This window comes from Ensifer sp. WSM1721 (genome assembly GCF_000513895.2).
Lineage (GTDB): Bacteria > Pseudomonadota > Alphaproteobacteria > Rhizobiales > Rhizobiaceae > Sinorhizobium.
In genome coordinates this window covers 763513-788304 of sequence record NZ_CP165782.1, presented here as the reverse complement: position 1 = coordinate 788304, position 24792 = coordinate 763513, and the positions used below count along the sequence as shown (strand labels likewise).

Here is a 24792-nt window from a genome sequence, read left to right as displayed (position 1 = left end):
CTCAAACCGACATGCGGTGAACGAAATCGTGCGCTTGTTGATACGAAAAACGGCGCGCCTTCTGCGCGCCGTTCGTTGAAAGGAGAGCCGATCAGAGTGCAGCCTTGATCTTCTCGGCTACATCAGGAGAAACCCACTTGGTCCAGATGTCCGGGTTCTCCTCGAGGAAGTGCTTGGCTCCCTCCTCGCCGCTCGCCTGGTTGTCTGTCATCCAAGCCATCAGCTTGTTGACGACGTCGTTCGGCCAGGCGCGGACCTTGAGATAATCCATGACCGGGCCGGCGCGATCGGCGAAGGTCTTGGTGACGAGCGTCTGGACCTTGTCCTTCGGCCAATCGTTCTTCTTCGGATCCGGGCAATCGGCAACCGTGTTACAGCGCTTCCATTCGGCCGGGTCGGCGGGTACGCCGTGGTCGAGCTTGACCATCTCATATTTGCCGAGCAGCGCCGTCGGAGCCCAGTAGTAACCGACCCAACCTTGCTTGCGCTCATAGGCCTTGGCGATCGAGCCGTCGAGGCCGGCGGCAGAACCGGTATCGACCAGCGTGAAGCCCGCAGCCTCGGCACCGTAGGCCTTGTAGAGCTGTGTCGTGACGACCGTACCGCCCCAACCCTGCGGGCCGTTATGGATGGCACCCTTGCTCGGATCCTCCGGATCGGGGAAGAGCTCCTTATGCTTCAGCACGTCGTCGATCGTCTTGATGTCCGGATGCTCGTCGGCGATGTATTTCGGCATCCACCAGCCCTGAACGCCACCGTCAGACAAGGCAACGGCCGCACCAACGAGCTTTCCTTCCTGAAGACCGCGGTTGACGACATCGGGCAGCAGATCGACCCAGCCTTCCGGCGCGACGTCCGGCTCGCCCTTCTCGATCATCGAGGTGATGGTCGGCACCGTATCACCGACGACCAGTTCGGCGCTGCAGCCGTAACCTTCCGTCAGGATGAACTTGTCCACATTCGCGAGCACTTCGGCGCTCTGCCAGTTCATGTTGGCGATCGTCACATCACCGCATTCCTGCGCAGATGCGGCGCTGCCAAGCCCGAGAAGACCGGCGGCCAAGCATGTCGTTGCAAGAAATTTCTTCATATTAGGTTCCCTCTGTTTGGCGGTGCATCTGTCGCAACCTGCCAGCCTCACCGCGGTCGCTGGCAGCGAATGGAACAAGATCGGCTTCAGCCCGAGGGCTGGCAGGCGACGGCTTCCGCTGCATCGGTGCCCGTCGGGACCAATGCCGCATTCCAGTGCTATCCTGTCTTCCCGGCAAACACTTTCCCATTTGCGTCAGCAGTTGATCTTACTGTCTTTTTCTCAAAGTACACAAATGTTTGATGGGGTTAGTACTCCCGAATTCATGTGCAGCGACGGCGAAGATGCATGGAGGCGACATTACGCGGAGCGTGAGATGACGGCGGGCAAGCGCATGCCAAAAGACCGGCGATCGCTCGCCGGCCTTGTAGTGATCCTCGAAATCAGTCGCGCTCAGCGCCCGAAATCACATGTTCGGATAGACCGGGCCTTCACCGCTCTTTCTCCTGGTGGGGGTCCGTGCGGCGCGCCTCCCGAACACTACATGTTCGGATAGACCGGGCCTTCGCCCCCTTGCGGCGGCACCCAGTTGATGTTCTGGTTCGGGTCCTTGATGTCGCAGGTCTTGCAGTGGACGCAGTTCTGGGCGTTGATGACGAAGACAGGCTGGCCGTCCTTCTCCACCCATTCGTAGACGCCGGCCGGACAGTAGCGGCTCGAGGGGCCGGCATAGACGTCGTATTCGGAGCGCTTCTGTAGATCCCAGTCCTTGACCTGCAGATGCACCGGCTGGTTCTCCTCGTGATTGGTGTTCGACAGGAACACCGAGGAGAGCCGGTCGAAGGTAAGCACCCCATCCGGCTTCGGATAGTCGATCTTCTGGTGCTTGGCGGCCGGCTCGAGTGCTTGCGCATCGGTTTTGCCGTGCTTCAGCGTACCGAAGAAGGAGATGCCGAAGAGCTGGTTCGTCCACATGTCGAGGCCGCCGAGGGCGACGCCGATCGCGGTGCCGAAGCGCGACCAGAGCGGCTTGACGTTTCTCACCTTCTTCAGGTCCTGGCCGATGGCGCTGTCGCGCCAGCCGTGTTCGATCTCGATCGGCTCGTCATTGGCGCGGCCGCTAGCGATCGCCGCCGCCAGCTTCTCCGCCGCGAGAATACCCGACAGCACCGCATTGTGGCTGCCCTTGATGCGCGGCACGTTGACGAAGCCGGCCGAGCAGCCGATCAGCGCGCCGCCGGGGAAGGAGAGCTTCGGCACCGACTGCCAGCCACCCTCGGTGATGGCACGAGCGCCATAGGAGAGGCGCTTGCCCCCTTCGAAGGTGCCGCGGATGGCCGGGTGCGTCTTGAAGCGCTGGAACTCCTCGAAGGGATGGAGATAGGGGTTCTTGTAGTTCAGATGCACGACGAAGCCGACGGCGACGAGATTGTCTTCGAGGTGATAGAGGAAGGAGCCGCCGCCGGTCTTCATGTCGAGCGGCCAGCCGAAGGAATGCTGCACGAGACCGGGCTTATGGTTCTCCGGCTTCACCTCCCAGAGTTCCTTCAGACCGATGCCGAATTTCGGCACGTCGCGGCCGTCGTCGAGCTTGAATTTGGCGATCAGTTGCTTGGCGAGCGAGCCGCGCACGCCCTCGCCGATCAGCGTGTACTTGCCAAGGAGCGCCATGCCGCGGGCGAAGTTCGGCCCCGGCTCTCCGCTGCGCTCGATACCCATGTCGCCGGTGGCAACGCCAATCACCGCACCCTCGTCATTGTAAAGCACTTCGGTCGCGGCAAAGCCCGGATAGATTTCGACGCCGAGCGCTTCAGCATGGGTGGCGAGCCAGCGACAGACATTGCCGAGCGAGACGACATAGTTGCCGTGATTGTTCATCAACGGCGGCATCAGGAAGTTGGGCAGGCGGATCGAGCCGGCCGGCCCAAGGAAGAGGAAACGGTCGTCGGTGACTTCCGTCTTGAACGGGTGGTCCGGCTCGTCGCGCCAGCCGGGCAGCAGTCGGTCGATGCCGATCGGATCGACGACGGCGCCCGAGAGGATATGTGCGCCGACCTCGGCGCCTTTCTCCAGCACCACGACCGAGAGTTCCGGATCGACCTGCTTCAGCCGGATCGCCGCCGCAAGTCCGGCCGGACCCGCGCCGACGATCACCACGTCGAATTCCATGCTCTCGCGTTCGGGCAGTTCCGTCGCCTCGACCATTTCGCCATTCTCCAGTCTCGCCGGTCTTCCGCCGGCTCCGTTCCCAGCCAAATCGTCCCGTCATGGCAAATGCGAAACGGCTTGTCGAGCCGGGATGCGACAGACTGTCTCTGCATTTGCGCATGAGTTCATGAGTTTACTACAGCTCCATTATATTACCTGCACGTAAACGTAAATAAATTTGCGACGAATCAGCCCGGCCTACAGCGCCGCGCGTCTTATCAGACGCGCAGAGGTCGCTGTAGCTCTTTGAATTGCTGGATGTCTTTGTCCTTAGTCGAGGTCGATCTAAGGAGACATGCAGTAGCGGCTTGCTTTTGCCGCACCCGCATGCGAGGAGGCCCGCCCCAATCGAACAAGATGGAGTTGACCATGGCATCGGCCCTCGGCCTCGATTTCGGCACGACCAACTCCGTACTGGCGCTGGCGGAGGGTGCGTCCACCCGTTCCATCCTCGTCGAAAGCCCGGCGGGACAGTCCGACACGACGCGGTCCGCACTCTCTTTCCTGAAGAATCACGGTCACGTGCCCCTCAAGATCGAAGCCGGACAGGCGGCGATCCGCGATTTCATCGACAATCCGGGCGAATGCCGCTTCCTCCAGTCGATCAAGACCTTTGCGGCAAGCGCCCTCTTCCAGGGCACGCTGGTCTTTGCGAAGCGGTACGAGTTCGAGGATCTGATGCACCGCTTCCTTGCACGACTACGGGACTATGCCGGCGGCAACTGGGACAGGGACCTTCGGCGCGTCATCGTCGGGCGTCCCGTGCAATTTGCCGGCGCCAATCCCGACGAGAAGCTGGCGCTTGAACGCTACAATCGCGCGCTTTCGCGTTTCGGCTTTCCCGAGGTGCATTACGTCTACGAACCGGTCGCCGCCGCCTTCTATTTCGCCCGCAATCTCGAGCACGACGCGACGGTTCTCGTCGCCGATTTCGGCGGCGGTACTACCGACTATTCGATCATCCGCTTCGAAAGAGAGGCCGGCCGGCTGACGGCAACGCCGATCGGGCATTCCGGCGTCGGCATAGCGGGCGATCACTTCGACTTCCGCATCATCGACAACATCGTCTCGCCGCTCATCGGAAAGGGGAGTCTCTTCAAGAGCTTCGACAAGCTGCTCGAAGTGCCGTCGAGCTACTACGCCAATTTCGGCCGTTGGAATCAGCTTTCCATCTTCAAAACATTGAAAGATTTCACCGAATTGAAGAAGCTCGTACGCGCGAGCCTCGAACCGGAAAAGCTGGAAGCCTTCGTGGACCTCATCGAGCATGACGAGGGCTACCCGCTCTATCAGGCGATTTCAGCAACCAAGATGCGGCTGTCCGATGAGGCCGAAACCGAATTCTCATTTCCGCCGCTCGGCGAACGCGCCCGCCGAACCGTCAAGCGTGCCGATTTCGAAGCCTGGATCGCGCCGGACCTCGCCCGCATCGAAGGGGCGCTCGATGAAATCCTCGCAAAGACGCAGACGGCTCCGCAATCGATCGACCGGATATTCCTGACCGGCGGCACGTCCTTCGTTCCTGCCGTTCGCCGCCTGTTCGAGAACCGCTTCGGCCGAGAGCGCATCGAAAGCGGTGGTGAGCTCCTGTCGATCGCCCATGGCCTGGCGCTCATTGGCGAGCGGGAGGACATCGCGACCTGGACCGCCGCCGCATGATCGGCCCGGGATTGCGATCAAACTGGCGCGGGCTGCGGACGGACAACCGGACAGTTTTTCCTCATCCCGCTCCGGCTGCGGCTGGACCGCCCCCGCCGATCTGCTAAATTCGCCCCATGATCTCGGCCAACGACCTCTCCCCCCAGGAACTCGCCGCGCTGCTCGCCTTCCATGCGGAGGCCGGCGTCGAGTGGCTGCTTGAGGATGAACCTGTCGACCGGTTCGCCGAATTCGAAGCGATGAAGGCCAGGCGCGGCGAAAGCCGAGCTGCGCAATCCGACAGGGAGGCGGTTTCTTCGGAGATCTCAGGCGGCGAACCACGGCAATCGGCGGCGCCTTCCGTCAGGTCCCGTGTTGCCTCGCCGCCGTCACCACCGGTTGCGGCGACCGTCGCGATTCCCGACGAGCAGGCGGTGAAGGAGGCGCAATTTGCCGCGGAGGCAGCCCGGTCGCTCGGGGAACTGCGTACCGCGATGGAGGCCTTCGCCGGCTGCAACCTCAAGAACAGCGCCCGCAACCTCGTCTTCGCCGAAGGCAATGCCGCCTCTGGAATCATGATCATCGGCCCCATGCCTTATGCGGATGACGACCGCGACGGCCGCCCCTTTGCCGGCAAGCACGGCGAAATGCTCGAACGCATGTTGGCGGGCATCGGGCTATCGAGGGCGGACGTGCTGCTCTCGAACGTCGTGCCCTGGCGGCCGCCGGGAAACCGCGTTCCGAGCGCCCGGGAGGCGGATATCTGCCGCCCGTTCATCGAACGGCAAATCGCGCTGGCAGAGCCGAAACAGGTACTGCTCCTCGGCAACTTCGCCGCTCGCTTTTTCTTCGGCGCAGGCGAGACGATCCACCAGTTGCGCGGCGAGTGGCGCGAGCTTTCCGCCAGCGGCCACCGCGTCCCCGCGCTCGCCACGTTGCACCCGCAGGATCTCGTTGCAGCCCCCGTCAACAAGCGCTTCGCCTGGGCGGACCTGTTGACCTTCAAGGCCCGCATAATGGCCTGAAACGGCACAGCCGATTCATGAACAAACAATGAAGAAAGCCATGCGATTTGCGCATGTCTGCGCAGCGTTTTAATGCATTGCAAAATTGATGCTGCATCGCAATATGAAGCAGCGGGAGGAATGGATAAGGAATTGAACCATGACTGCCCGCTATCGTCCGATTCACAGCAGCTTCGAAACGCTCCGTCATGCCGGTGCAGCGCTGCGGACGCCGTTCAACAATTTCGGTACGGCAGCCAACGAGCAGATGACCGCGATCGGCCTCGCCCGGACCACGCGCCCGGCGCAGATCTACGCCGAATTCATTCAGCGCTGATCATCGCGCGGGGCCGCTTGGCGGCCCCGTCACGAGACGATTGCAGGAGAATAGGATCATGTCCAAGCCGCTCGACAGCATTCGCAGCCTGCTCGACACGATCTCCGACATCGGTACGGCGGTCCGCGCTTCGCGAGAATATAGCCGACTGAGCACGACCGACGACGCCCGGCGGGCTCACCGCCGTGCGGTGAGCCCGTTGCTGCCGAACTGACCCGGCCCTTCTATTCCGACTCTCCCTTTGGACATTCACTGTCGCAATCGACAGCGTCCGCGGATTAACACCACAATCGCCGCACCGTTTTGGGCGATCAGCCCTGCGGCGTCACGTGCTTGCGCGCACCCTTTCGCTCCAGCCCCAACTGGTGCTCGCGGTAGATGATGAAGATGCCCGCACCGACGACGATCACGGTGCCGGCGAGCATGGTCCCAGTCGGAATGTCGCCGAACAGGACGTAGCCGATGGCCATACCGAGGACGATCGAGGTGTACTCGAAGGGGGCGATCGTCGACATGTCCGCATGCCGATAACTCTCCGTCAGCAGGATCTGCGCGACTCCGCCGCAAAAGCCTGCAATCATCAGGAGAAAGAAGGCCTGCCAGGACATCGAAGTCCAGCCGAACGGCAGCGTCGCGAGAGAAAACACCGAGGCGGAAAGCGAGAAATAAAGGACGATCGTGTGCGTCGGCTCCTTCTGCACGAGCTTGCGCACGAGAACCATCGCCATCGCTCCGAGCGTCGCCGAAAGCAATACAGCGATCGCGCCGAGCGCCTCACTCGAGCCGAGCCCACCCTCGTCAAACAAGGTCAGCCGCGGCCAGGTGATGATGAGCACGCCGACCATTCCGATAACGACTGCGGACCAGCGGTAAAGCCGCACGATCTCGCCTAAGAAAATCGCCGCAAAGGCGACTGCAAGCAGCGGCATGGCGTAACCGATCGCAATCGCCTCCGGCAAGGGCAGATGGACGAGACCATAAAAACCGCAGCTCATCGAGAGGATGCCGACAAAGCCGCGGGCAAGATGCCCGCTGACGTTGCTCGTCCTGAAAGCGTCGCGCAACTCCCCGCGGCAGGCCAGAAACAAGAGGATCGGCACCATGGCGAAGGCGGAGCGATAGAAGGTGATCTGGCCCGTGGCGATATCGTTGCCGGCCGCCTTGATGCAGGTCGACATGCATATGAAGACGCCGACGGAGAGAATCTTGAGCACAATCCCCTTCATCGGGCTCTGAACGTCCGCATTCATGACATGCACTTTTCAAATTGCCATCGGCGCGCCGATTGGCGAGGGATAGGTCGGGAAGGCCGCGGCCGCAACACCGCTAAAGACGGCGTTACATTAGCTGTGCAACGCCGGATGTTGGATCAAATTTGTTGATGGGCGCGGTTTTTTCGTGATGATTGGCGCCGTGCGGCGGCGCCCCGATTTTTTAGCAAGGACGAAAAAATCACCGCCGATTTAGCTCTTGTTAGTGCCGCTCCGATAAACCTCCGGTGGATTAAGGGCGCGGGAGGTTCTACGTTTTTTGCTGCCGGGGTGCGGTCGCCGGTATCACAATCGTGCAAAAATCTCGGGTCTTGGGTTTTCACCGTCACCAGCGCCCTCTACAAATCGAAGGGCATAAGGCGCAAGCAGGACTGACCATGCGGACAAATACTGGCCAGATCGTTCATCTGGAAGACTACCGGCCGACCGATTTCGTTCTCGAGAGGGTGGACCTGACCTTCGAACTCGACCCGAAGGAAACGAAAGTCGAGGCGCGCCTGATCTTCCATCGACGCGAAGGCGTCAGTCCCTCGGCGCCGCTGGTCCTCGACGGCGACGAGCTCACCATGACCGGCTTGCTGCTTGACCAGGAAGAATTACCGGCCGCACTTTACGAAGCAACGGACGACACCCTGACCATCCGCGGTCTGCCGGAAACGGCGCCTTTCGAGATCACCGTCACGACGGTTCTCTCCCCGGAAACCAACACCAAGCTGATGGGGCTCTACCGCACCAGCAACGTCTATTGCACCCAGTGCGAGGCGGAAGGCTTCCGCCGCATCACCTATTTCCCGGATCGGCCGGACGTGCTGGCGGTCTATACGGTCAATATCATCGCCGACAAGGCTACCGCGCCGCTTCTGCTTTCGAACGGCAATTATCTCGGCGGCGCCGACATGGGCGATGGCCGCCACTTCGCTTCCTGGTTCGATCCGCATCCGAAGCCGAGCTATCTCTTCGCACTGGTTGCCGGTGATCTCGGCGTTGTCGAGGACACGTTCACCACCGTTTCCGGTCGCGAGGTCGCACTCAAGATCTATGTGGAACACGGCAAGGAGCCGCGCGCGGCCTATGCCATGGACGCGCTGAAACGCTCGATGAAGTGGGATGAGGAGGTCTTCGGCCGAGAGTACGACCTCGACATCTTCATGATCGTCGCCGTTTCCGATTTCAACATGGGCGCCATGGAGAACAAGGGGCTCAATATCTTCAACGACAAATACGTGCTCGCCGATCCGGAGACGGCGACCGATGCGGACTACGCCAACATCGAAGCGATCATCGCGCACGAATATTTCCACAACTGGACCGGCAACCGCATCACCTGCCGCGACTGGTTCCAGCTCTGCCTGAAGGAAGGTCTGACGGTCTACCGCGACCACGAATTTTCTGCCGACATGCGCTCGCGCACCGTTAAGCGGATCGCCGAGGTGCGGCATCTGAAATCCGAGCAGTTCCCCGAGGATGCCGGGCCGCTTGCCCATCCGGTGCGGCCGACCAAATACCGTGAGATCAACAACTTTTACACGACGACGGTCTACGAGAAGGGATCCGAGGTCACGCGGATGATCGCGACCATTCTCGGGCGCGACCTCTTCAAGAAGGGAATGGATCTCTATTTCGAGTGCCACGACGGCAAGGCGGTCACGATCGAGGATTTCGTCGCCTGCTTCGAAGCGGCAAGCGGCCGCGATCTGAAGCAATTTTCGCTCTGGTATCACCAGGCGGGAACGCCGCTCGTCACCGCTTCCGGCTCCTACGACGCCGACAAGCAGACTTACACTCTGTCGCTGGAGCAGACGATACCGCCGACGCCCGGACAGAGCGCCAAGAAGCCGATGCACATACCGCTGCGGCTGGGGCTGCTTCTCCAGGACGGAAGCGAGGCCATACCGACGGCGATTTCCGGCGCCGATGTCACCGCGGACGTGGTGCACTTAACCGAGCGCAAGCAGACGGTCACCTTCTCCGGCATTCCGTCGCGACCGGTTCCATCGTTCAACCGCGACTTTTCCGCCCCGATCAACCTGCATGTCGAACAAAGTGCAGAGGACCGGGCTCTGATCGCCCGCCACGAGGTCGACCTTTTCGCGCGCTGGCAGGCGCTGAACACGATGGCGCTCGACAATCTCGTCAAGGCGGCAGCGGAAGCGCGCAGCGCACAGCTGGTCACCTGCGACGGCGCGCTCATCGACGGCCTCCTGGCCGCGGCTGCCGAGGAGGGGCTGGAGCCGGCTTTCCGGTCGCAGGTTCTGTCTCTGCCGAGCGAATCCGACATAGCCCGCGAAATCGGTTCCGACAACGATCCGGACGCGATTCAGGCCGGTCGCCAAGCGATTCTGGCGGCCATTGCCGCCGCCGGTGGAGATACGTTCGCGCTACTCGTCGACAAGATGTCGCTATCCGGCCCCTTCCGGCCGGACGCGGAGAGCGCGGGACGGCGGGCGCTCCGCAATGCGGCGCTTTCCTATCTCGTCTATGCCGACGACCGGCCGGAGAAGGCAGTGAATGCCTTCCGCGCCGCCAATAACATGACCGACCTCAGCCACGCGCTGACGTTGCTCGCCCATCGCTTTCCAGATACCGACGAGACCGTGGAAGCGCTCGCCGTATTCAAGAAGCGCTTCGCGGACAATGCGCTGGTCATCGACAAATGGTTCGCGATCCAGGCGACGATCCCCGGCGCCGCCACTCTCGACCGCGTCAGGACACTGATGTCGGATCCGCTGTTCAACGCGAGCAACCCGAACCGCGTCCGCGCGCTGGTCGGCACCTTCGCCTTCGCCAATGCGACGGGCTTCAACCGGGCCGATGGCGAAGGCTACCGCTTTCTCGCCCATCAGCTTCTCGATATCGACGCGCGCAATCCGCAACTTGCAGCGCGTATTCTGACCTCGATGCGGTCCTGGCGATCGCTCGAAAAGGTGCGGGCCGATCATGCCCGAGGCGCCCTCGAGGAGATCGCGCGCGCCTCCAACCTCTCCGCAGATGTCAGCGATATCGTCGACCGCATGTTGAAGGACGAGGGATAAGTCTGCGACGCCGTGCCCGATCGGGTGCACGAGGAAGTCGCCGTAGCATGTTGAATTGCTGCATGCTTTCCCCTTGATTCGATTTCCCATTTAGAAAATCGTGCGGTAGCCGCGCGTGAGTCCGACCTCGCGCCGCGCGGCGGCCAGCTTATCGTGCGATCGGCATGCGCAAGCAGTCCGCTATTACTTTCCAACGATGAGAATTGGTTAATAAATCTTTACGATTGCCTCTGGACAAGGCGAATCGCGGTGTGATTCATTGAGTCAGATTCGGGCGGGCGGCGCGCCGAATCGCTGAGACGCCCAGCTTCCGGGGAACCGCTGAAGAAGCTGCTGCTCAGATTGACAGGATCAAAGCGTCCCCTGCGCATTCATGAATGCGAGGCACGCTCTCGAGGATGACAGATTGGAAAAGATGGCGGACGCGCGACGGGGAAGCGCAGCCGACGGGCGGTTGCGACTCAAGTTTCCGGGCCTTTCCGGTCTGGAACGGGAGCTCATCGAGCAGGCGAAGCTCTTTGCCAAGCCGGCATCGCGGAGCCTCGCCAAGGTCGAGCCCGTTCTCAAACGTTCCATTCCCGCACTCATCATCGCTTTCCTTCTCATCGTGGCGATCTCGCGTATGTCCGGGATCATCGACGAGCACGCCCGGATGGAGGCCGGCTCGCGCCGCGCAGTCAATCTCGCGGCCGTAGCGGCTGCCGCCGCATTCCAGGCCGACGGATCGGCACTGTTTGCCGAGGGCCGCCGGTGGGAAGTCGAGCAGCGGTTGGCGGAGTATCTGCCGGCCGACATTCTCGACGCCGGCATGTTCCTGCTCACGGTCCGCAGGGATGGTCGCATCTTTGCCGGCACCCAGGACGGCGTTCATTTCATCGAGCGCACCCTCGCCTCTGTCGCTCCCGACGTGGCGACGCTGCAATATTACGGCGAAGGTTCGAGCGTCACGAAAACAACGATCGATGGCGTCGAGCATCTCGTTGCCCTGTTGCGGTTGCCGGATTCGGCCGGCGTCATTCTGGCAGCCACGCCGATCGCGGCTTTCGAGGCCGCCTGGCGCGACGAGGTCTCGCTCAACGTCACGCTGTTCGCCGGCATCTCGGCGATCCTGCTCGTCGTGCTTTACGCCTACTATATCCAAGCGAAGCGCGCTCGCGATGCCGATTCCGTGTTCGCCGAGTCGAACCTGCGGGTCGAAACGGCGCTTTCCCGCGGCCGCTGCGGCCTCTGGGACTTCGATCTCGCCAATCGGCGGCTGTTCTGGTCCCGCTCGATGTACGAGATGCTCGGCATGCCAGGCGACAGCAGCGTGTTGTCCTTCGGCGATGCTGCCCGCCTGATGCACCCGGAGGACCGTGGCATCTACCGCGTTGCGCGCGCAATCGCCAAGGGCAACGAGCGACAGATCGATCAGGTGTTCCGAATGCGCCATGCGGACGGCCATTACGTGTGGCTGCGCGCGCGTGCCCAGGTCATCCGCACCGTTTCAGGCCGGGTGCACCTGATCGGCATCGCAATGGACGTGACCGAGCAGCACAGGCTTGCCCAGCGCTACGCCGAAGCGGATCAGCGTCTGGCCGATGCTATCGAATGCACGTCCGAGGCCTTTGTGCTCTGGGACAAGCACGACCGCCTGGTGATGTGCAACACCCACTACCAACAGGCCTATCAACTGCCGGACCACGTCCTCGTGCCCGGTACCGAGCGTGCCGTGGTCCATGCGGCAGCGGCCAGGCCGGTGATCGAAAGGCGCGTCGCCGATCCGGACCGAAGCAACCACTCCCAGACAAGCGAGGTGCAGCTTGCCGACGAGCGCTGGCTGCAGATCAACGAGCGCCGCACGCGTGACGGCGGCCTCGTCTCGGTCGGCACGGACATCACGCTGCTCAAGCGCCATCAGGTGCGGTTGCGCGAATCCGAGCGGCGGTTGATGGCGACCATCGGCGATCTTTCGGCCTCCCGTCTGACGCTCGAGCAGCAGAAGGCGGAGCTCTCTACCGCCAACGCCAATTACCAGGCAGAAAAGGAGCGCGCAGAAGCGGCGAACCGGGCCAAATCTGAATTCCTGGCCAACATGTCGCACGAACTGCGCACGCCGCTGAACGCCATTCTCGGCTTCTCGGAGATACTGCAGAACCAGATGTTCGGGCCGCTCGGCTCGGAGAAATATCACGAATATTCGCGCGACATCTTCGAAAGCGGCAAGCATCTGCTCAACGTCATCAATGACATTCTCGACATGTCGAAGATCGAGGCCGGCCACATGCGCCTTTCGCGCGAAAGGATCGATCTGGCGCCGCTCATCGAGGAGACGCTTCGTTTCACCACGATACCGGCGGAGCAGAAGAATATCCGCGTGGTTCAGCAGATATCTTCCGGTCTGACGATGTTCGCCGACCGGCGGGCAATGAAGCAGGTTCTGCTCAACCTGCTTTCGAACGCGGTCAAGTTCACCAATGAGGGCGGGCGCATCTCCTTGAGGGCGCGCAAGGTGCGGGGGGCGGTGACGCTGACGATCGCCGATTCCGGCATTGGTATCCCCAAGGATGCCCTGCAAAAGATCGGCCAGCCCTTCGAGCAGGTGCAGAGTCAATATGCCAAAAGCAAAGGCGGCTCCGGACTCGGGCTTGCAATCTCCCGCTCTCTCACGCGCCTCCACGGCGGGACGATGAAGATCCATTCGACGGAAAACGTCGGGACGATCATTTCGGTCAGGATTCCCGATTGCGGCTGAACGGTCACAGCAATCCTAATGCATGTCGCCCAGAAGTGTGCAGCGGTTTTGGGGCAAGACATGCATAAAACAAAAGCCTAAAGCGCGTTGCTGACTATGATTGAATGCGGCGCGCTTTACAGCGCCGGGCGTCTTTTCAGACGCACAAAGGACGCTGTAGCACTTTGAATCGCTGCATGTTTTTGTCCTTAAATCGGCTATGATTTAAGGAAACATGCAGTAGGATGGCTCACGCCGCGATGGCGGAGTGAAATATCCGGCGCACCGCCTTCGAAAGACGACGAATGTCGGCTTCGAGATGCGTCAGGTCTGGGTAATCCCCGGCTTGGCAGACGAGATCGACAAGGCCGGCGGGAGCCTCGTCCGGATTGAAATCGCCGTCAATGCAAAGCCTGACGATCTGCGATACCTCGGTGAAGAGCGTCAAAGCCTCGATCGCCGTATCGAGGTCGTTGGCATTCATCATCGCGGCGCCAAGCGTCTTCAGCGCCTCTAGCGTATGCGTCCCGGCGGGAGGAGGCGCCACGCCCTTTGTCGGTGCAGCGAGAGCCAGATATTGGGCGATGAACTCGATATCGACGAGGCCGCCGGGCATGAGCTTGAAATCCCAGATGCCGTTCGGCGGCTTCTCCTTGTCGATCAGAGCCCGCATTTCCTCGACATCCCTGCGGATCTTCGCGACGTCCCTCCTCTCGGAGAGAACTTCGGCGAAAATCGTCTCCGCCTCGCCGATTAGACTTTCGTCGCCGCAGATGCATCGCGCCCGCGTCAGAGCCAGATGCTCCCAAGTCCAGGCTTCGTTGCGCTGGTACTTGGCGAAGGCGGTGATGCGCGTTGCGACGGGGCCTTTGTTGCCGGACGGCCTCAGTCGCATGTCGACGTCATAGAGGATCCCTTCTGCGGTCGGCGCGGAAAGCGCGGCGATCAGGCGCTGCGTTACGCGGGTAAAATAACGCACCGGATCGAGCGGCTTGGCGCCATCGGATTGGGACGCCTCGTCGTCATAGTCGTAAAGCAAGATGAGGTCGACGTCGGAGCCGGCGGTCAGTTCGTGGCTGCCGAGTTTGCCCATGCCGACGACCGCGACACGCCCGCCAGGAAAACGGCCATGCGCGGAGCGGACCTCCTCCAGAACCGCATCGAGCGCTGCGGCAATGATCAGATCGGCAAGATCGGTGAAGGCCCTCCCCGCCTGCAGGCCGGTGATGGCGCCCGTCAAGAGCCGGATGCCGATCAGGAAGCGCTGCTCGGCGGCGATGATGCGCAGACGATCCAGCACCTCCTCATAATGCCGGGCGCCCGCCACGAAATTCGCAATTCGCGGCGCCAGGTAATCCCGGGTCGGCAGTTCCGCAAGCAGGCCGGGATCGAGCATGCCGTCGAAGACATGCGGTTTGGCGGCGATGATCTCCGCCAGCCGTGGAGCCGACGACATGATGTTGACGATCAGCGACAGGAGACCGGGATTGTTGCCGAGGAGCGAGAAGAGCTGAATGCCCGCTGGCAGGCCGGAGATGAAGTGATCGAAGCGCAGAAGCGCCTCATCGGCGCGCCGGCTTTCGCCAAACACGCGCAGGAGTTCCGGTGTCAGCTCGGTCAGGCGCTCGCGCGCCTCTACGGACTGCGTCGCCCGATAGCGCCCGTAGTGCCAGGTGCGAATGGTCCGGGCGATGTCCGACGGCCGCTGGAAACCGAGCTTGTTGAGCGTCTCGAGCGTGTCCGGATCGTCCTGCTGCCCGGTGAAGACGAGGTTTCCGGTCTCGGCCGAGAGCTTCGCCTCCTGCTCGAAAAGCTGCGCGTAACGCCGCTCGACCGTCCGCAAAACGCGCGACAGTTCTTTTGAGAACGAGGCACTGTCCTCGAAGCCCAGCATGTAGGCGATCCGTTTGAGTTCCCCCTCGGTCTCCGGCAAGACATGGGTCTGCTCGTCGTGCACCATCTGAATACGATGCTCGACATCCCGCAGAAACCAGTAGGCGCCGATGAGTTCGTCAGCCGTCGGCCGGTCGATCCAGCCGGTGTCGGCAAGCACGCGCAGCATCGCTTCGGTCTCGCGGCGTCGGAGTGCGGGCATGCGGCCGCCGGCAATCAGCTGCTGCGTCTGGACGAAGAACTCGATCTCCCGGATGCCGCCGCGGCCAAGCTTGATATTGTGCCCCTTCACGGCAATTTCGCCGTGACCTTTGTGGGCGTGGATCTGCCGCTTGATCGAGTGAATGTCGGCGATCGCCGCGTAATCGAGATATTTGCGGAAGACGAAGGGCGTCAACTCCTTGAGGAAGCGATCGCCGGCTTCCGGGTCACCCGCAATCGGCCGTGCCTTGATGAAGGCGGCGCGTTCCCAGTTCTGCCCCCTGCTCTCGTAATAGAGCATCGCGGCCTCGACGGGGATGGCAAGCGGCGTCGAACCCGGATCGGGACGCAGGCGCAGGTCCGTGCGGAAGACGTAACCGTCGCCGGTCCGCTCCTGCAGGATGCGGATCAGCCGCCGCAGCAACCGGGCGAAGGTTTCCGACGCTTGGTCACGGTCGATGACGATGCCGGACTGCGGGTCGTAGAAAACGACCAGGTCGATGTCCGAGGAATAATTGAGTTCTCCGGCGCCGAGTTTGCCCATGCCGAGCACGACGACGCCGGAGCCAGCGCTCGGCGCGGCCGGGTCCTTCAGCGCGAATTTACCGTTCTCATGCGCGCCGATGAGCAGGTGATCGATCGCGGCCGACACGGCCGCCTCCGCAAAGTCGCTGAGCCATCGCGTGGTCTCCCGGCCGTCGAAAAGCCGCGCCAAGTCTGCGAGCGCCACGGCGAAGGCAAGCTCACGCTTGGTGCGCCTCAGCCGCGACATGACCTCGGCGTCGGGCAGTGCGGCTCCCGAGGGCTCCGCCCGCCAGGCGGCGCGCGCTGTCTCGATCCGCCGGTTCAGGAAGTCGGGCAGGGATTCCCTGAGCAGCGCCTCCAGGATTGCGGGACGGCTGCCGACGGTTTCGCGCAGGAACGGCGAGAGGGCGAAGGCGGCGACAAGGAAATCCTTGAGTGGCGCGTCGGAGGCGATGAGATCCGCGATACGTTCGTGGCCCTTGGATGCATCCTTGAGGATGGAAAGCGCAGCCTTGGCGTCCGCCTGGCTTGCGGCCCGGATCGGGACCGTCCCGATATCGGGCAAGCGCCGCTCGATCGCTTCCGGCATGAATACTCCCTTTCAACTCCGCAACCGGTTTATCAGGTCGCCGCCGCCGGGAAAACCATACGCACCGTCAATCCGCGCTCGTCCCCTTCAGTTGCCGAAAGTTCCATCGAGCCGCGGTGCATTTCCATCACCGCCTCGACAAGCGAGAGGCCGAGGCCGGTGCCCGGTTTCGACCGGCTTTCATCCAGACGGACGAAGCGTTTGACCACTTCGCCGCGCATCTCCTCGGGTATGCCGGGACCGTGATCGGCAACAGTCAGCATGACGTGGCGGTCGCTCTTCTTCATCTCGATATGGATCGACGGATTTGCGGCACCTTCCGCGTATTTGATCGCGTTGTCGATCAGATTGCCGAGCGCCTGGCCGATCAGTTCGCGATTTCCGGAGATCACAACGCCCGGCGCGACATCCGCCTCGAGCCGAAGCGCGTTGTCCTCGGCAACCGGTTCGTAAAGCTCGACACAATCCGCGACGATCTGCGACAGATCGACATCGCTCACTTCGGCGGGGGCTGAGCCGGCCTCCACGCGCGAGATCATCAAGAGCGCGTTGAAGGTGCGGATCAACTGGTCGGATTCCGCGATGATCTCCTCGAGCGCGCCGCTCTGGTTTCCTCCGTCCGTGCTGGCAAGCGCCGCCTCGGCCTTGTTGCGCAGTCGCGTCAGCGGAGTTTTGAGGTCGTGCGCTATGTTGTCGGATACCTGTTTCAGACCTTCATTCAGCTTCTCGATCCTGCCCAGCATGGCGTTGAGCGATTCCGATAGCCGGTCGAACTCGTCGCCCGAGCCACTCATCGGCAAGCGCTGCGAGAGGTCTCCGGCCATGATTTTCGTACTCGCCTCCGACATGCGGTCGATGCGCTTCAAGGCATTGCGGCCGATGCCGAACCAGATCACCAGCGCGCCGAGGCCCATGATGCCGAGCGCCACCATCAGCGCCTGGCGGACGAGAGCGCGAAACTTCTCGGGTTCCTGCAGGTCGCGGCCAACGAGAATCCGCAGACCATTGTCGAGCACCAGAACCTGAGCAAGCGCCACGTGCCTCTCGGCGCCGCCCTCGTCGGTGAAGCGACGGTAACGGAACGGCTCGGACGTCCAGCCTTCATCGTCCAGCAGCCCGGGCTCCAGGCCTGCCACGTTGCCGGCGAGGATTTCGCCGCTCGGGCCGGCAATGACGTAGAGATTGGCGCCCGGTTGGCGCGCGCGCCGCTCCAGAGAGCGAAGCAGTCCGCTCACGCCCGCGCGCTCATAGACGCCCTCGACCTGGGCCGCCTCGGCGGCGATCGCTTCGCGCGTCTGCTGCTGCAACAGCCGCTCGGACATGCCCGTAACGTAGAAAACGAGGAAGGCGGCGCATAGAGAGAAGAGCACCAGATAGAGCGCGGAGAGCCGGACCGCGGTCGTCCTGAACAGAACGCTGACCTTGCTCATGTGTCGGATGTCCGGTCATCCTTGATCATGTAACCCGCGCCGCGGACCGTTCTCAGAAGCGGTGGGTCAAAGTCCTTCTCGATCTTCGATCGCAAGCGCGACACATGCACGTCGATCACGTTCGTCTGCGGGTCGAAGTGATAGTCCCAGACATTTTCGAGCAGCATGGTCCTTGTCACCACCTGCCCGGCATTCTTCATGAGATATTCGAGCAGCCGGAATTCGCGCGGCTGCAAGGGGATTTCCTTGCCCTGCCGCCGTACGGAGTGAGACAGGCGGTCGAGCTCGAGATCGCCGACGCGGTAGACCATATCCTGTTCCGGCGCGCCTTTTCGCCGGCCCAGCACCTCTACGCGCGCCAGGAGTTCGCTGAAGGCGTAGGGCTTCGGCAAGTAGTCGTCGCCGCCGGCGCGAAGACCGGTGACGCGATCGTCCACCTGGCCGAGCGCGGAGAGGATGAGCACCGGCGTATGAACGCCCCGGCGCCGCAACTCGGTGATCAGCGACAGGCCGTCGCGGCGCGGCAGCATCCGATCCACCACGAGCACGTCATAGGTGTTCTCGCTTGCCATGAACAAACCGCTCTCGCCGTCGCTCGCGTGGTCGGAAACGATACCCGCCTCGCGGAAGGCCTTCGCGAGGTAGGCCGCAGCTTCAAGATCGTCTTCAACAATCAGTATTTTCATACGCGTGACCATAGTCCCGGACCTCTGTTCGCCTCAACCGGTTTCGGGTTCGCATTGGGCGCGGAACGAAGGAAGTTTAAGCGATTTCCGCTCCGATCCGCCCTAACTCTCGGACGTTTACGCTTATGATTTTCGGTCGCTCCGGCCGAAAATCGTCGTAACCAAAATCCGAACGCAGAGTTCGGCAGAAATTAGAAACGCCGCGATACCGAAACGATGTCGCGGCGTCCTCAAATTCAGACCGGAACGCGGGCGGGGATCGCGTGTCAGCCTATCCCCGCCCGCTCCCGGGCCCGGTATCGCCGCGGCCTCAGCCCTGGCCGATCGGAAGTGCGACGAAGCGGCTGCCTTCCGAGGCCTCGATCTGGAAGAGCGCCTTGCTGCGCCCGTCCTTCTTGGCATTGTTGATCACCTTGAGGATGTCGTCAGCCGACTTCACTTCCTGATTGTTGACGGAGACGATCTTCTCGCCTTCCTTCAGGCCGCGATCGGCAGCATCCGAGTCCGGATCGACGGAGGCGATCATGACGCCGTTGCCGTCCTCGGCCGGGGTCACCGCCAGGCCGAGATCGGCCAAAGCCTCCTCACCCGCCTGGCCCTGCTCGGGCTGCTCGTCAGGGGTGGCCGGCGTAGCGTCGCTGGTCTCGCTCGGCAGCGTGCCGATCTCAAACTTGACAGTCTCCGACTTGCCGCCGCGCCATAGCGTGATTTCGGCGGGGGAGCCGGGGCGAAGCGCCGCGACACGGCGGGCGAGATCGCGCGGATCCTTCACCGGCTCGCCGTTGAGCGCCGTCACGATGTCGCCCTTCTTGATGCCGGCCTTCTCGCCGGGCGAACCCGCCTGCGGCTCGACGACGAGCGCGCCGCTCGCTTCCGAAAGACCGAGGGACTCGGCGATGTCCTTGGTTACGGGCTGGATCTGGACGCCCAACCAGCCGCGCGAGACCTTGCCATCCTTGATGAGGTCATTGACGACGTCCTTGGCGACGGAAGACGAGATGGCGAAGGCGATGCCGACATTGCCGCCGGACGGCGAGAAAATCGCCGTATTGATGCCGACAACCTCGCCGGAAAGATTGAACGTCGGACCGCCGGAATTGCCGCGGTTCACCGCCGCATCCACCTGCAGGTAATCGTCATAGGGGCCGGAGCCGATGTCGCGGCCGCGCGCCGAGACAATGCCGGCAGTGACCGTACCGCCGAGACCGAAGGGGTTGCCGACGGCGACCACCCAGTCGCCTACGCGAACCTTGCTATCGTCCGCAAAGGTGACATAGGTGAACTTCCGGTTTGAATCGACCTTCAGCACGGCAAGGTCGGTCCGGTTGTCCTTACCGACGAGCTTGGCATCGAGTTCCGTTCCGTCATTCAGAATGACCGTGAAGGCCGAGCCATCGGAGACGACGTGATTGTTGGTCACGATGTATCCGTCCTCGGTGATGAAGAAGCCCGATCCCTGGGCCCGCGGACGCAGGCGACCTTCTCCTTGCGGACCACGGCGATCACGCCAGCGTTCGGCGCGGTCGCCGTCACCCGGGCCGGGGCCGCCGAATTCGCGGAAGAAGCGCTTCAGCGGGTGGTCGTCGGGCAGGTCTTCAAAACCACGGCCGCCGAAGTCGAAAGTGAAATTGCTTTCGTCGGTCGCCCGCTCGCGCGACTGGACCCGGACGGAGACGACCGCCGGAGAGACCGCATCGACCACATTCGCGAAGCTCGGAACCGCCGGAGCCTGCACGTTGACGGCCTCGGCAAAGGATTGCGTGATCTGAGCCGGCAGACCGGTCGTCAGCAGGACGGCCGCAAGCCCTGCGACGGTCGAGGTCTTCAGGACCGTTTTCAGTGAGGGACGCAGAGTTTTGTTCATAGACATTCGTTTTGCCTTCTCTCGTTCTTGAAGCCGGCCACCGGATGGCAGCGGCTTCGAAACCTTTCCCACGAGCCAGCTTCCCGCGGCTTTCCGCCGGAACCGCTCGCCTGGCTGACCACTGTAGAGGAACAGCCGATGACGCTAGGTGTAACGAAGAGGAGATTACTGAGTTCTGTCCGGTGGATGAATTTTTCGTAATGTTCGGCAAAACCGCGGCACGCGCGCTTTGCCGCCCCCGGGCGCCCACTGCGTATTCCGTTTCCGAGGTGGCCTACGACCGCAGTAGCTTGTCCAGCTTTTCCTTTTCCTCGTCCGAAAGCGGTGCGCCAGCCAGTCGTGCACCGCGGCGCCGCGCGGCGACTATCAGCGTGGTGGCGCCGACTATCAGCAGGATGACCGGCATGCCCCAGAGAACCATCGTCTTGATTTCGAAACGAGGCTTCAGGAGAACGAATTCGCCGTAGCGTGAAACGACATAGGCGATCACGGCCTCGTCGGTGTCGCCATTCATCAGCCGCTCGCGCACCAGTACCCGTAGATCTCTGGCGAGGTCGGCATTGGAATCGTCGATCGACTGGTTCTGACAGACCATGCAGCGAAGCTCAGCGGAGATCGCCCGGGCCCGCGCCTCGAGCGCCGGATCGGCGAGCACCTCGTCCGGATTGACCGCGAAGGCGGGCATGGCCGAGGCAATGCAGAGGAAAACTGCGAGAACCACCCGGATCATTCGGCCGCTCCCACGGCAAACCGTGCCGATTTCCTGGCGCGCGATGGCGCTCCCACGCGCAAGCGGCGATCGCTCAGGGAAACGATGCCGCCGGCCATCATTACGAGCGCGCCGCCCCAGATGCAGAGGATCAAAGGCTTCCACCAGATGCGTACGACGATGCCGCCGCTGTTCGTTGCGTCGCCCAGAGAGACATAGAGCTGGCTGAGGCCGAAGGTCCGAATTCCGGCCTCCGTCGTCGGCATCCGGCGCGCCGGGTAGAGCCGCTTCGAGGACGAGATTTCGGTCACGGTGATGCCGCCGCGGCTGACGGTGAAATGCCCCGTTTCCTCGGTGTAGTTCGGCCCGCGCCCCTGGCGCATGCCGTCGAAGCGCAGGCTATAGCGACCGGCATCGACGATCGCCCCGGGCTTCATTTCAACGACCGTCTCCGTTTCGAAGGCTGTTACCGTCACGATGCCGATGAGCGTGATGCCGACGCCGATATGGGCAAGCGCCGTGCCGAACGCCGAACGCGGCAGACCTGAAAGCCGCTTCCAGGCGACGCCGAACGCTACTTTGCCGAGGCCTGAGCGAAGGACGAGATCGGTCACCGCCCCGAAGATCAGATAGACACCGAGCCCGATGCCGAGCGGAGCCAAAACGGGGCCGCCGTTCGCCGCATAATAACAGCTTCCTGCGACCAGCAGACCGAGGGCGGCGGCCGCAAACAGCCGCTGCGACGCGCCGGCCAGGTCGCCGCGCTTCCAGGCGAGTAGCGGGCCGAAGGGAACGGCGGCAAGGAGCGGCAGCATGAGCAGGCCGAAAGTCATGTTGAAGAACGGCGCGCCGACGGAGATCTTGTCGCCGGTGAGGGCTTCGAGCACCAGCGGATAGAGCGTGCCGGTGAGCACGGTCGCTGTCGCCGTCGTCAGGATCAGGTTGTTCAAGACGAGCGCGCCCTCGCGCGAGATCGGCGCGAATATGCCGCCGGCCTTCAGATGAGAGGCACGGATGGCAAAGAGCGAAAACGCCCCGCCGATGAACAGGACGAGAATCGCCAGAATGAAGATGCCGCGGGTCGGATCGGTGGCGAAGGTATGCACTGACGTCAGCACGCCCGAGCGCACCAGGAACGTGCCGAGCAGCGACAGCGAGAACGTCATCAGCGCGAGCAGCACGGTCCAGATCTTCAGCGCCTCACGCTTTTCCATCACCAGCGCCGAGTGCAGAAGTGCCGTGCCGGCAAGCCAGGGCATGAACGAGGCGTTCTCGACCGGATCCCAGAACCACCAGCCGCCCCAGCCGAGCTCGTAATAGGCCCAATAGGAGCCCATGGCGATGCCTGCGGTCAGGAATATCCAGGCGGCAAGTGTCCACGGTCTCACCCATCTTGCCCAGGCGGCGTCGATCCGGCCCTCGATCAGCGCGGCGACAGCAAAGGAGAAGCAGACGGAGAAGCCGACATAGCCGAGATAGAGCAAGGGCGGATGGATGGCGAGGCCGATGTCCTGGAGGACAGGGTTCAAGTCCTTGCCCTCGCCCGGCGCCGGCATGAGCCGCGCAAAGGGGTTGGAGGTCAGCAGGACGAAGAGGGCGAAGGCGGCCGCTATCCAGGCCTGCACCGCAAGCACGGTGGCTTTCAAGGTCTCGGGCAGGCTCCGGCCGAAAAGCGCAACGAGGGCGGAAAAGAAGACGAGGATCAGCAGCCAGAGGAGCATCGAGCCTTCATGGTTCCCCCATACGCCGGTGACCTTGTAAATCAGCGGTTTAAGGGAATGCGAGTTCTCCCAGACGTTCTTGACCGAAAAGTCGGAGGTGACGTAGGCGAAGGCGAGCACGGCGAAGGAGAAGGCGACAAGCAGGAACGAGGCAAGCGCCGCGCTTGTCGCCAGCTCCATCAGGGCGCGATCGCCGCGCCTTGCCCCCAGGATCGGAAGCCATGCCTGGATGAGCGCGGTCGCGAGCGCCAGCACCAGTGCATAGTGTCCGAGTTCGATGATCATCGGATGTTTTCCTTCCCGCCAAGCGTGACGCCCTGCGCCTTCAAACGGTCCGCGACGTCCTTGGGCATATAGGTCTCGTCATGCTTCGCGAGGACCGTGTCCGCAACGAAAACCGGGCTGCCGGCAACGAACGCCCCCTCGGCGACCACGCCTTGGCCCTCGCGAAAAAGATCGGGCAGGATGCCGGTATAGGTCACAGGCACTGTCGCCAGAGTATCCGTCACGCTGAAGGTGACGGTCTTCCCTTCGCCCCGCTTGACGGAACCGGCTTCGACCAGGCCGCCGAGGCGGATGCGCGTTCCGGGCGCGACACCGGCCTTCGCCAGGTCGCCCGGAACGTAGAAATAGGCAACAGCCTGGCTGAAGGCGAACATCACCAGCAACACGGCCCCCATCAGAAATGCGACGCCGCCGCCGATGATCGTCAACCGCTTCTGCTTACGCGTCATTTTACTTCTCCGCTCGCGTCGATTCCGAGCTCACGGCCCAACGCCAGCAATTGCTTGCCCTGCTCGCCATTTGCCGGAAAGGCGTTCAAGCCCTCCCGTAGGGCATCTCTCGCCTTGTCTCGTTGATCAAGCACAACATAGGAGCGGATGAGGCGCATCCAGCCTTCGAAATTGTCGGGGTCTTCCTTCAACCTGCTCGCCAGGCCATCGACCATGCCGCGGATCATTGCTTGGCGATCGCCCGCGTCCAACTCCTCGGCGGCGGCGATATCCTCTGATGTCGGATTTGCCGGCGGGGCCGCAGCGGTATTCGGCTCGGCGGCGCCTAATTCGGCGATATGCTGATTCACCAGCGGCAGCCACGGCGCATCGGCAGGCGAACTGCCGGCGAGCTTGCGGAATGCCGCGAGCGCTTCCGCGTTTTTGCCCTCCTGCCTCAGGCCAAGCGCCAGGTAGAACTCCGAACGTGGATCGTTGGCGTCGAGTGCCAGCGCCTTTTGCAGCGCGCTTTGGGCCTCCACCGTCACCAGACCGCCGGACTGCACCACCAGGGCCTCGGCGTAACCGCCCAACCTCGCCGCGGTCGGGCCCAACAGGCGGATCGCGCGGTCGTAGGCCGCAACCGCATCGTCGACCCGGCCATTGCGCATATAGATCGGCGCCAGGAGATCCCATCCGGCGCCATCGTCCGGATTGACGGCGAGGTGGTTTTCAGCCTTTGCGATCAGGATACTGATGTCGTCGCCGGGATTGGCAAGCCTTGCCGCCAGGGGCTGCGCCGGCACGCCGGGACTGCCTGTCGTCAGGTAGAGGAGGAGCCCGACGGCGGGAAGACAGAGGAGGATGAAGGCCTGTGCGAGCCGGTTCGAAAGAAGCCGCTTCGGCGGCTCCTCGGCGGCGGTCGTATCGGCGGCACTGGCGGAAAGCAGCCGGCGGGCGATCTCGGCCTTGGCGAGCTCCGCCTCCTCGCTGCCGATCAGACCGGCCTCGCGGTCCCGGTTCAGCTCGTCAAGCTGATCGCGATAGACTTCGACGTCGTGGCTATGGCGGGACGGGAGCGGCGCTGCTGCGCGCATGAGCGGCAGGATGAGCACGGCTGCGACAGCCGCCGTAAGGATGGCGACGAGAATCCAGAACAACATGGATCGGGAATACTATGAGGTCCAGGTCATTCCAACTCGAAAACAGGCAATGACGCATATTTGAG

17 protein-coding genes are annotated in these 24792 nt (G+C 62.6%); 6 read left to right on the top strand and 11 right to left on the bottom strand.

Features of this window, described 5'->3' with window-relative positions; all coding sequences use genetic code 11:
- Positions 1-91 precede the first annotated feature (91 nt).
- Together M728_RS03775 and M728_RS03770 are read right to left on the bottom strand one after the other, a co-directional pair.
- The gene (locus M728_RS03775; protein WP_026619097.1) at positions 92-1090 is read right to left on the bottom strand and encodes an ABC transporter substrate-binding protein; all 999 of its coding nucleotides are present in this window, start codon (positions 1088-1090) and stop codon (positions 92-94) included.
- A 480-nt stretch (positions 1091-1570) separates the two neighbouring features.
- A complete protein-coding gene (locus tag M728_RS03770) occupies positions 1571-3235 on the bottom strand; it encodes an electron transfer flavoprotein-ubiquinone oxidoreductase (RefSeq protein ID WP_370906459.1) in 1665 nt (554 codons plus the stop codon).
- Positions 3236-3607: 372 nt separating this feature from the next.
- Between M728_RS03770 and M728_RS03765 the strand changes: the two genes are divergently transcribed.
- From M728_RS03765 to M728_RS03750, 4 genes are all read left to right on the top strand, one after another.
- Positions 3608-4897, top strand: a complete 1290-nt coding sequence (locus M728_RS03765) for an Hsp70 family protein (protein WP_026618667.1) — start codon at positions 3608-3610, stop codon at positions 4895-4897.
- Positions 4898-5013: 116 nt separating this feature from the next.
- Positions 5014-5901, top strand: a complete 888-nt coding sequence (locus M728_RS03760; RefSeq protein WP_026618666.1) for a uracil-DNA glycosylase family protein — start codon at positions 5014-5016, stop codon at positions 5899-5901.
- A gap of 139 nt (positions 5902-6040) precedes the next feature.
- Positions 6041-6217 carry a hypothetical protein gene (locus tag M728_RS03755; protein ID WP_139015571.1) on the top strand — a complete coding sequence of 59 codons (177 nt, stop codon included), beginning with the start codon at positions 6041-6043 and terminating at the stop codon, positions 6215-6217.
- Between the two features lie 58 nt (positions 6218-6275).
- Entirely contained in the window at positions 6276-6431 is a 156-nt protein-coding gene (locus M728_RS03750) for a hypothetical protein (RefSeq protein ID WP_139015572.1), read from the top strand.
- A 97-nt stretch (positions 6432-6528) separates the two neighbouring features.
- Here M728_RS03750 and M728_RS03745 read toward each other — a convergent pair whose 3' ends face one another.
- Entirely contained in the window at positions 6529-7467 is a 939-nt protein-coding gene (locus M728_RS03745) for a DMT family transporter (RefSeq protein WP_026618665.1), read from the bottom strand.
- Positions 7468-7865: 398 nt separating this feature from the next.
- Between M728_RS03745 and pepN the strand changes: the two genes are divergently transcribed.
- Together pepN and M728_RS03735 are read left to right on the top strand one after the other, a co-directional pair.
- The gene (gene pepN / locus M728_RS03740; RefSeq protein ID WP_026618664.1) at positions 7866-10520 is read left to right on the top strand and encodes an aminopeptidase N; all 2655 of its coding nucleotides are present in this window, start codon (positions 7866-7868) and stop codon (positions 10518-10520) included.
- A gap of 406 nt (positions 10521-10926) precedes the next feature.
- Positions 10927-13254: an ATP-binding protein gene (locus M728_RS03735; protein WP_026618663.1), complete on the top strand. Its 2328-nt coding sequence runs from the start codon at positions 10927-10929 to the stop codon at positions 13252-13254.
- Between the two features lie 229 nt (positions 13255-13483).
- Here M728_RS03735 and M728_RS03730 read toward each other — a convergent pair whose 3' ends face one another.
- The 8 genes from M728_RS03730 to ccmI all read right to left on the bottom strand — a co-directional run bounded on the left by M728_RS03730 (position 13484) and on the right by ccmI (position 24727).
- Positions 13484-16441 (bottom strand): bifunctional [glutamine synthetase] adenylyltransferase/[glutamine synthetase]-adenylyl-L-tyrosine phosphorylase, encoded by a 2958-nt coding sequence (locus M728_RS03730; RefSeq protein WP_026618662.1) that lies wholly within the window; start codon positions 16439-16441, stop codon positions 13484-13486.
- A gap of 32 nt (positions 16442-16473) precedes the next feature.
- Complete coding sequence (locus M728_RS03725; RefSeq protein ID WP_026618661.1) at positions 16474-17871, bottom strand: HAMP domain-containing sensor histidine kinase; 1398 nt, start codon at positions 17869-17871, stop codon at positions 16474-16476.
- The gene (locus M728_RS03720) at positions 17868-18569 is read right to left on the bottom strand and encodes a response regulator transcription factor (protein WP_026612742.1); all 702 of its coding nucleotides are present in this window, start codon (positions 18567-18569) and stop codon (positions 17868-17870) included. Before M728_RS03720 ends, M728_RS03725 begins: the two co-directional genes overlap by 4 nt.
- Before the next feature lie 298 nt (positions 18570-18867).
- The gene (locus M728_RS03715; RefSeq protein WP_026618660.1) at positions 18868-20427 is read right to left on the bottom strand and encodes a Do family serine endopeptidase; all 1560 of its coding nucleotides are present in this window, start codon (positions 20425-20427) and stop codon (positions 18868-18870) included.
- Between the two features lie 268 nt (positions 20428-20695).
- Entirely contained in the window at positions 20696-21151 is a 456-nt protein-coding gene (locus M728_RS03710; RefSeq protein ID WP_026618659.1) for a cytochrome c-type biogenesis protein, read from the bottom strand.
- Positions 21148-23136: a heme lyase CcmF/NrfE family subunit gene (locus tag M728_RS03705; RefSeq protein WP_026618658.1), complete on the bottom strand. Its 1989-nt coding sequence runs from the start codon at positions 23134-23136 to the stop codon at positions 21148-21150. The genes M728_RS03710 and M728_RS03705 overlap by 4 nt, the downstream gene beginning before the upstream one ends.
- Positions 23133-23585, bottom strand: a complete 453-nt coding sequence (gene ccmE / locus M728_RS03700; RefSeq protein ID WP_026618657.1) for a cytochrome c maturation protein CcmE — start codon at positions 23583-23585, stop codon at positions 23133-23135. The genes M728_RS03705 and ccmE overlap by 4 nt, the downstream gene beginning before the upstream one ends.
- Positions 23582-24727: a c-type cytochrome biogenesis protein CcmI gene (gene ccmI, locus M728_RS03695; RefSeq protein WP_026618656.1), complete on the bottom strand. Its 1146-nt coding sequence runs from the start codon at positions 24725-24727 to the stop codon at positions 23582-23584. The genes ccmE and ccmI overlap by 4 nt, the downstream gene beginning before the upstream one ends.
- Positions 24728-24792: the final 65 nt, after the last annotated feature.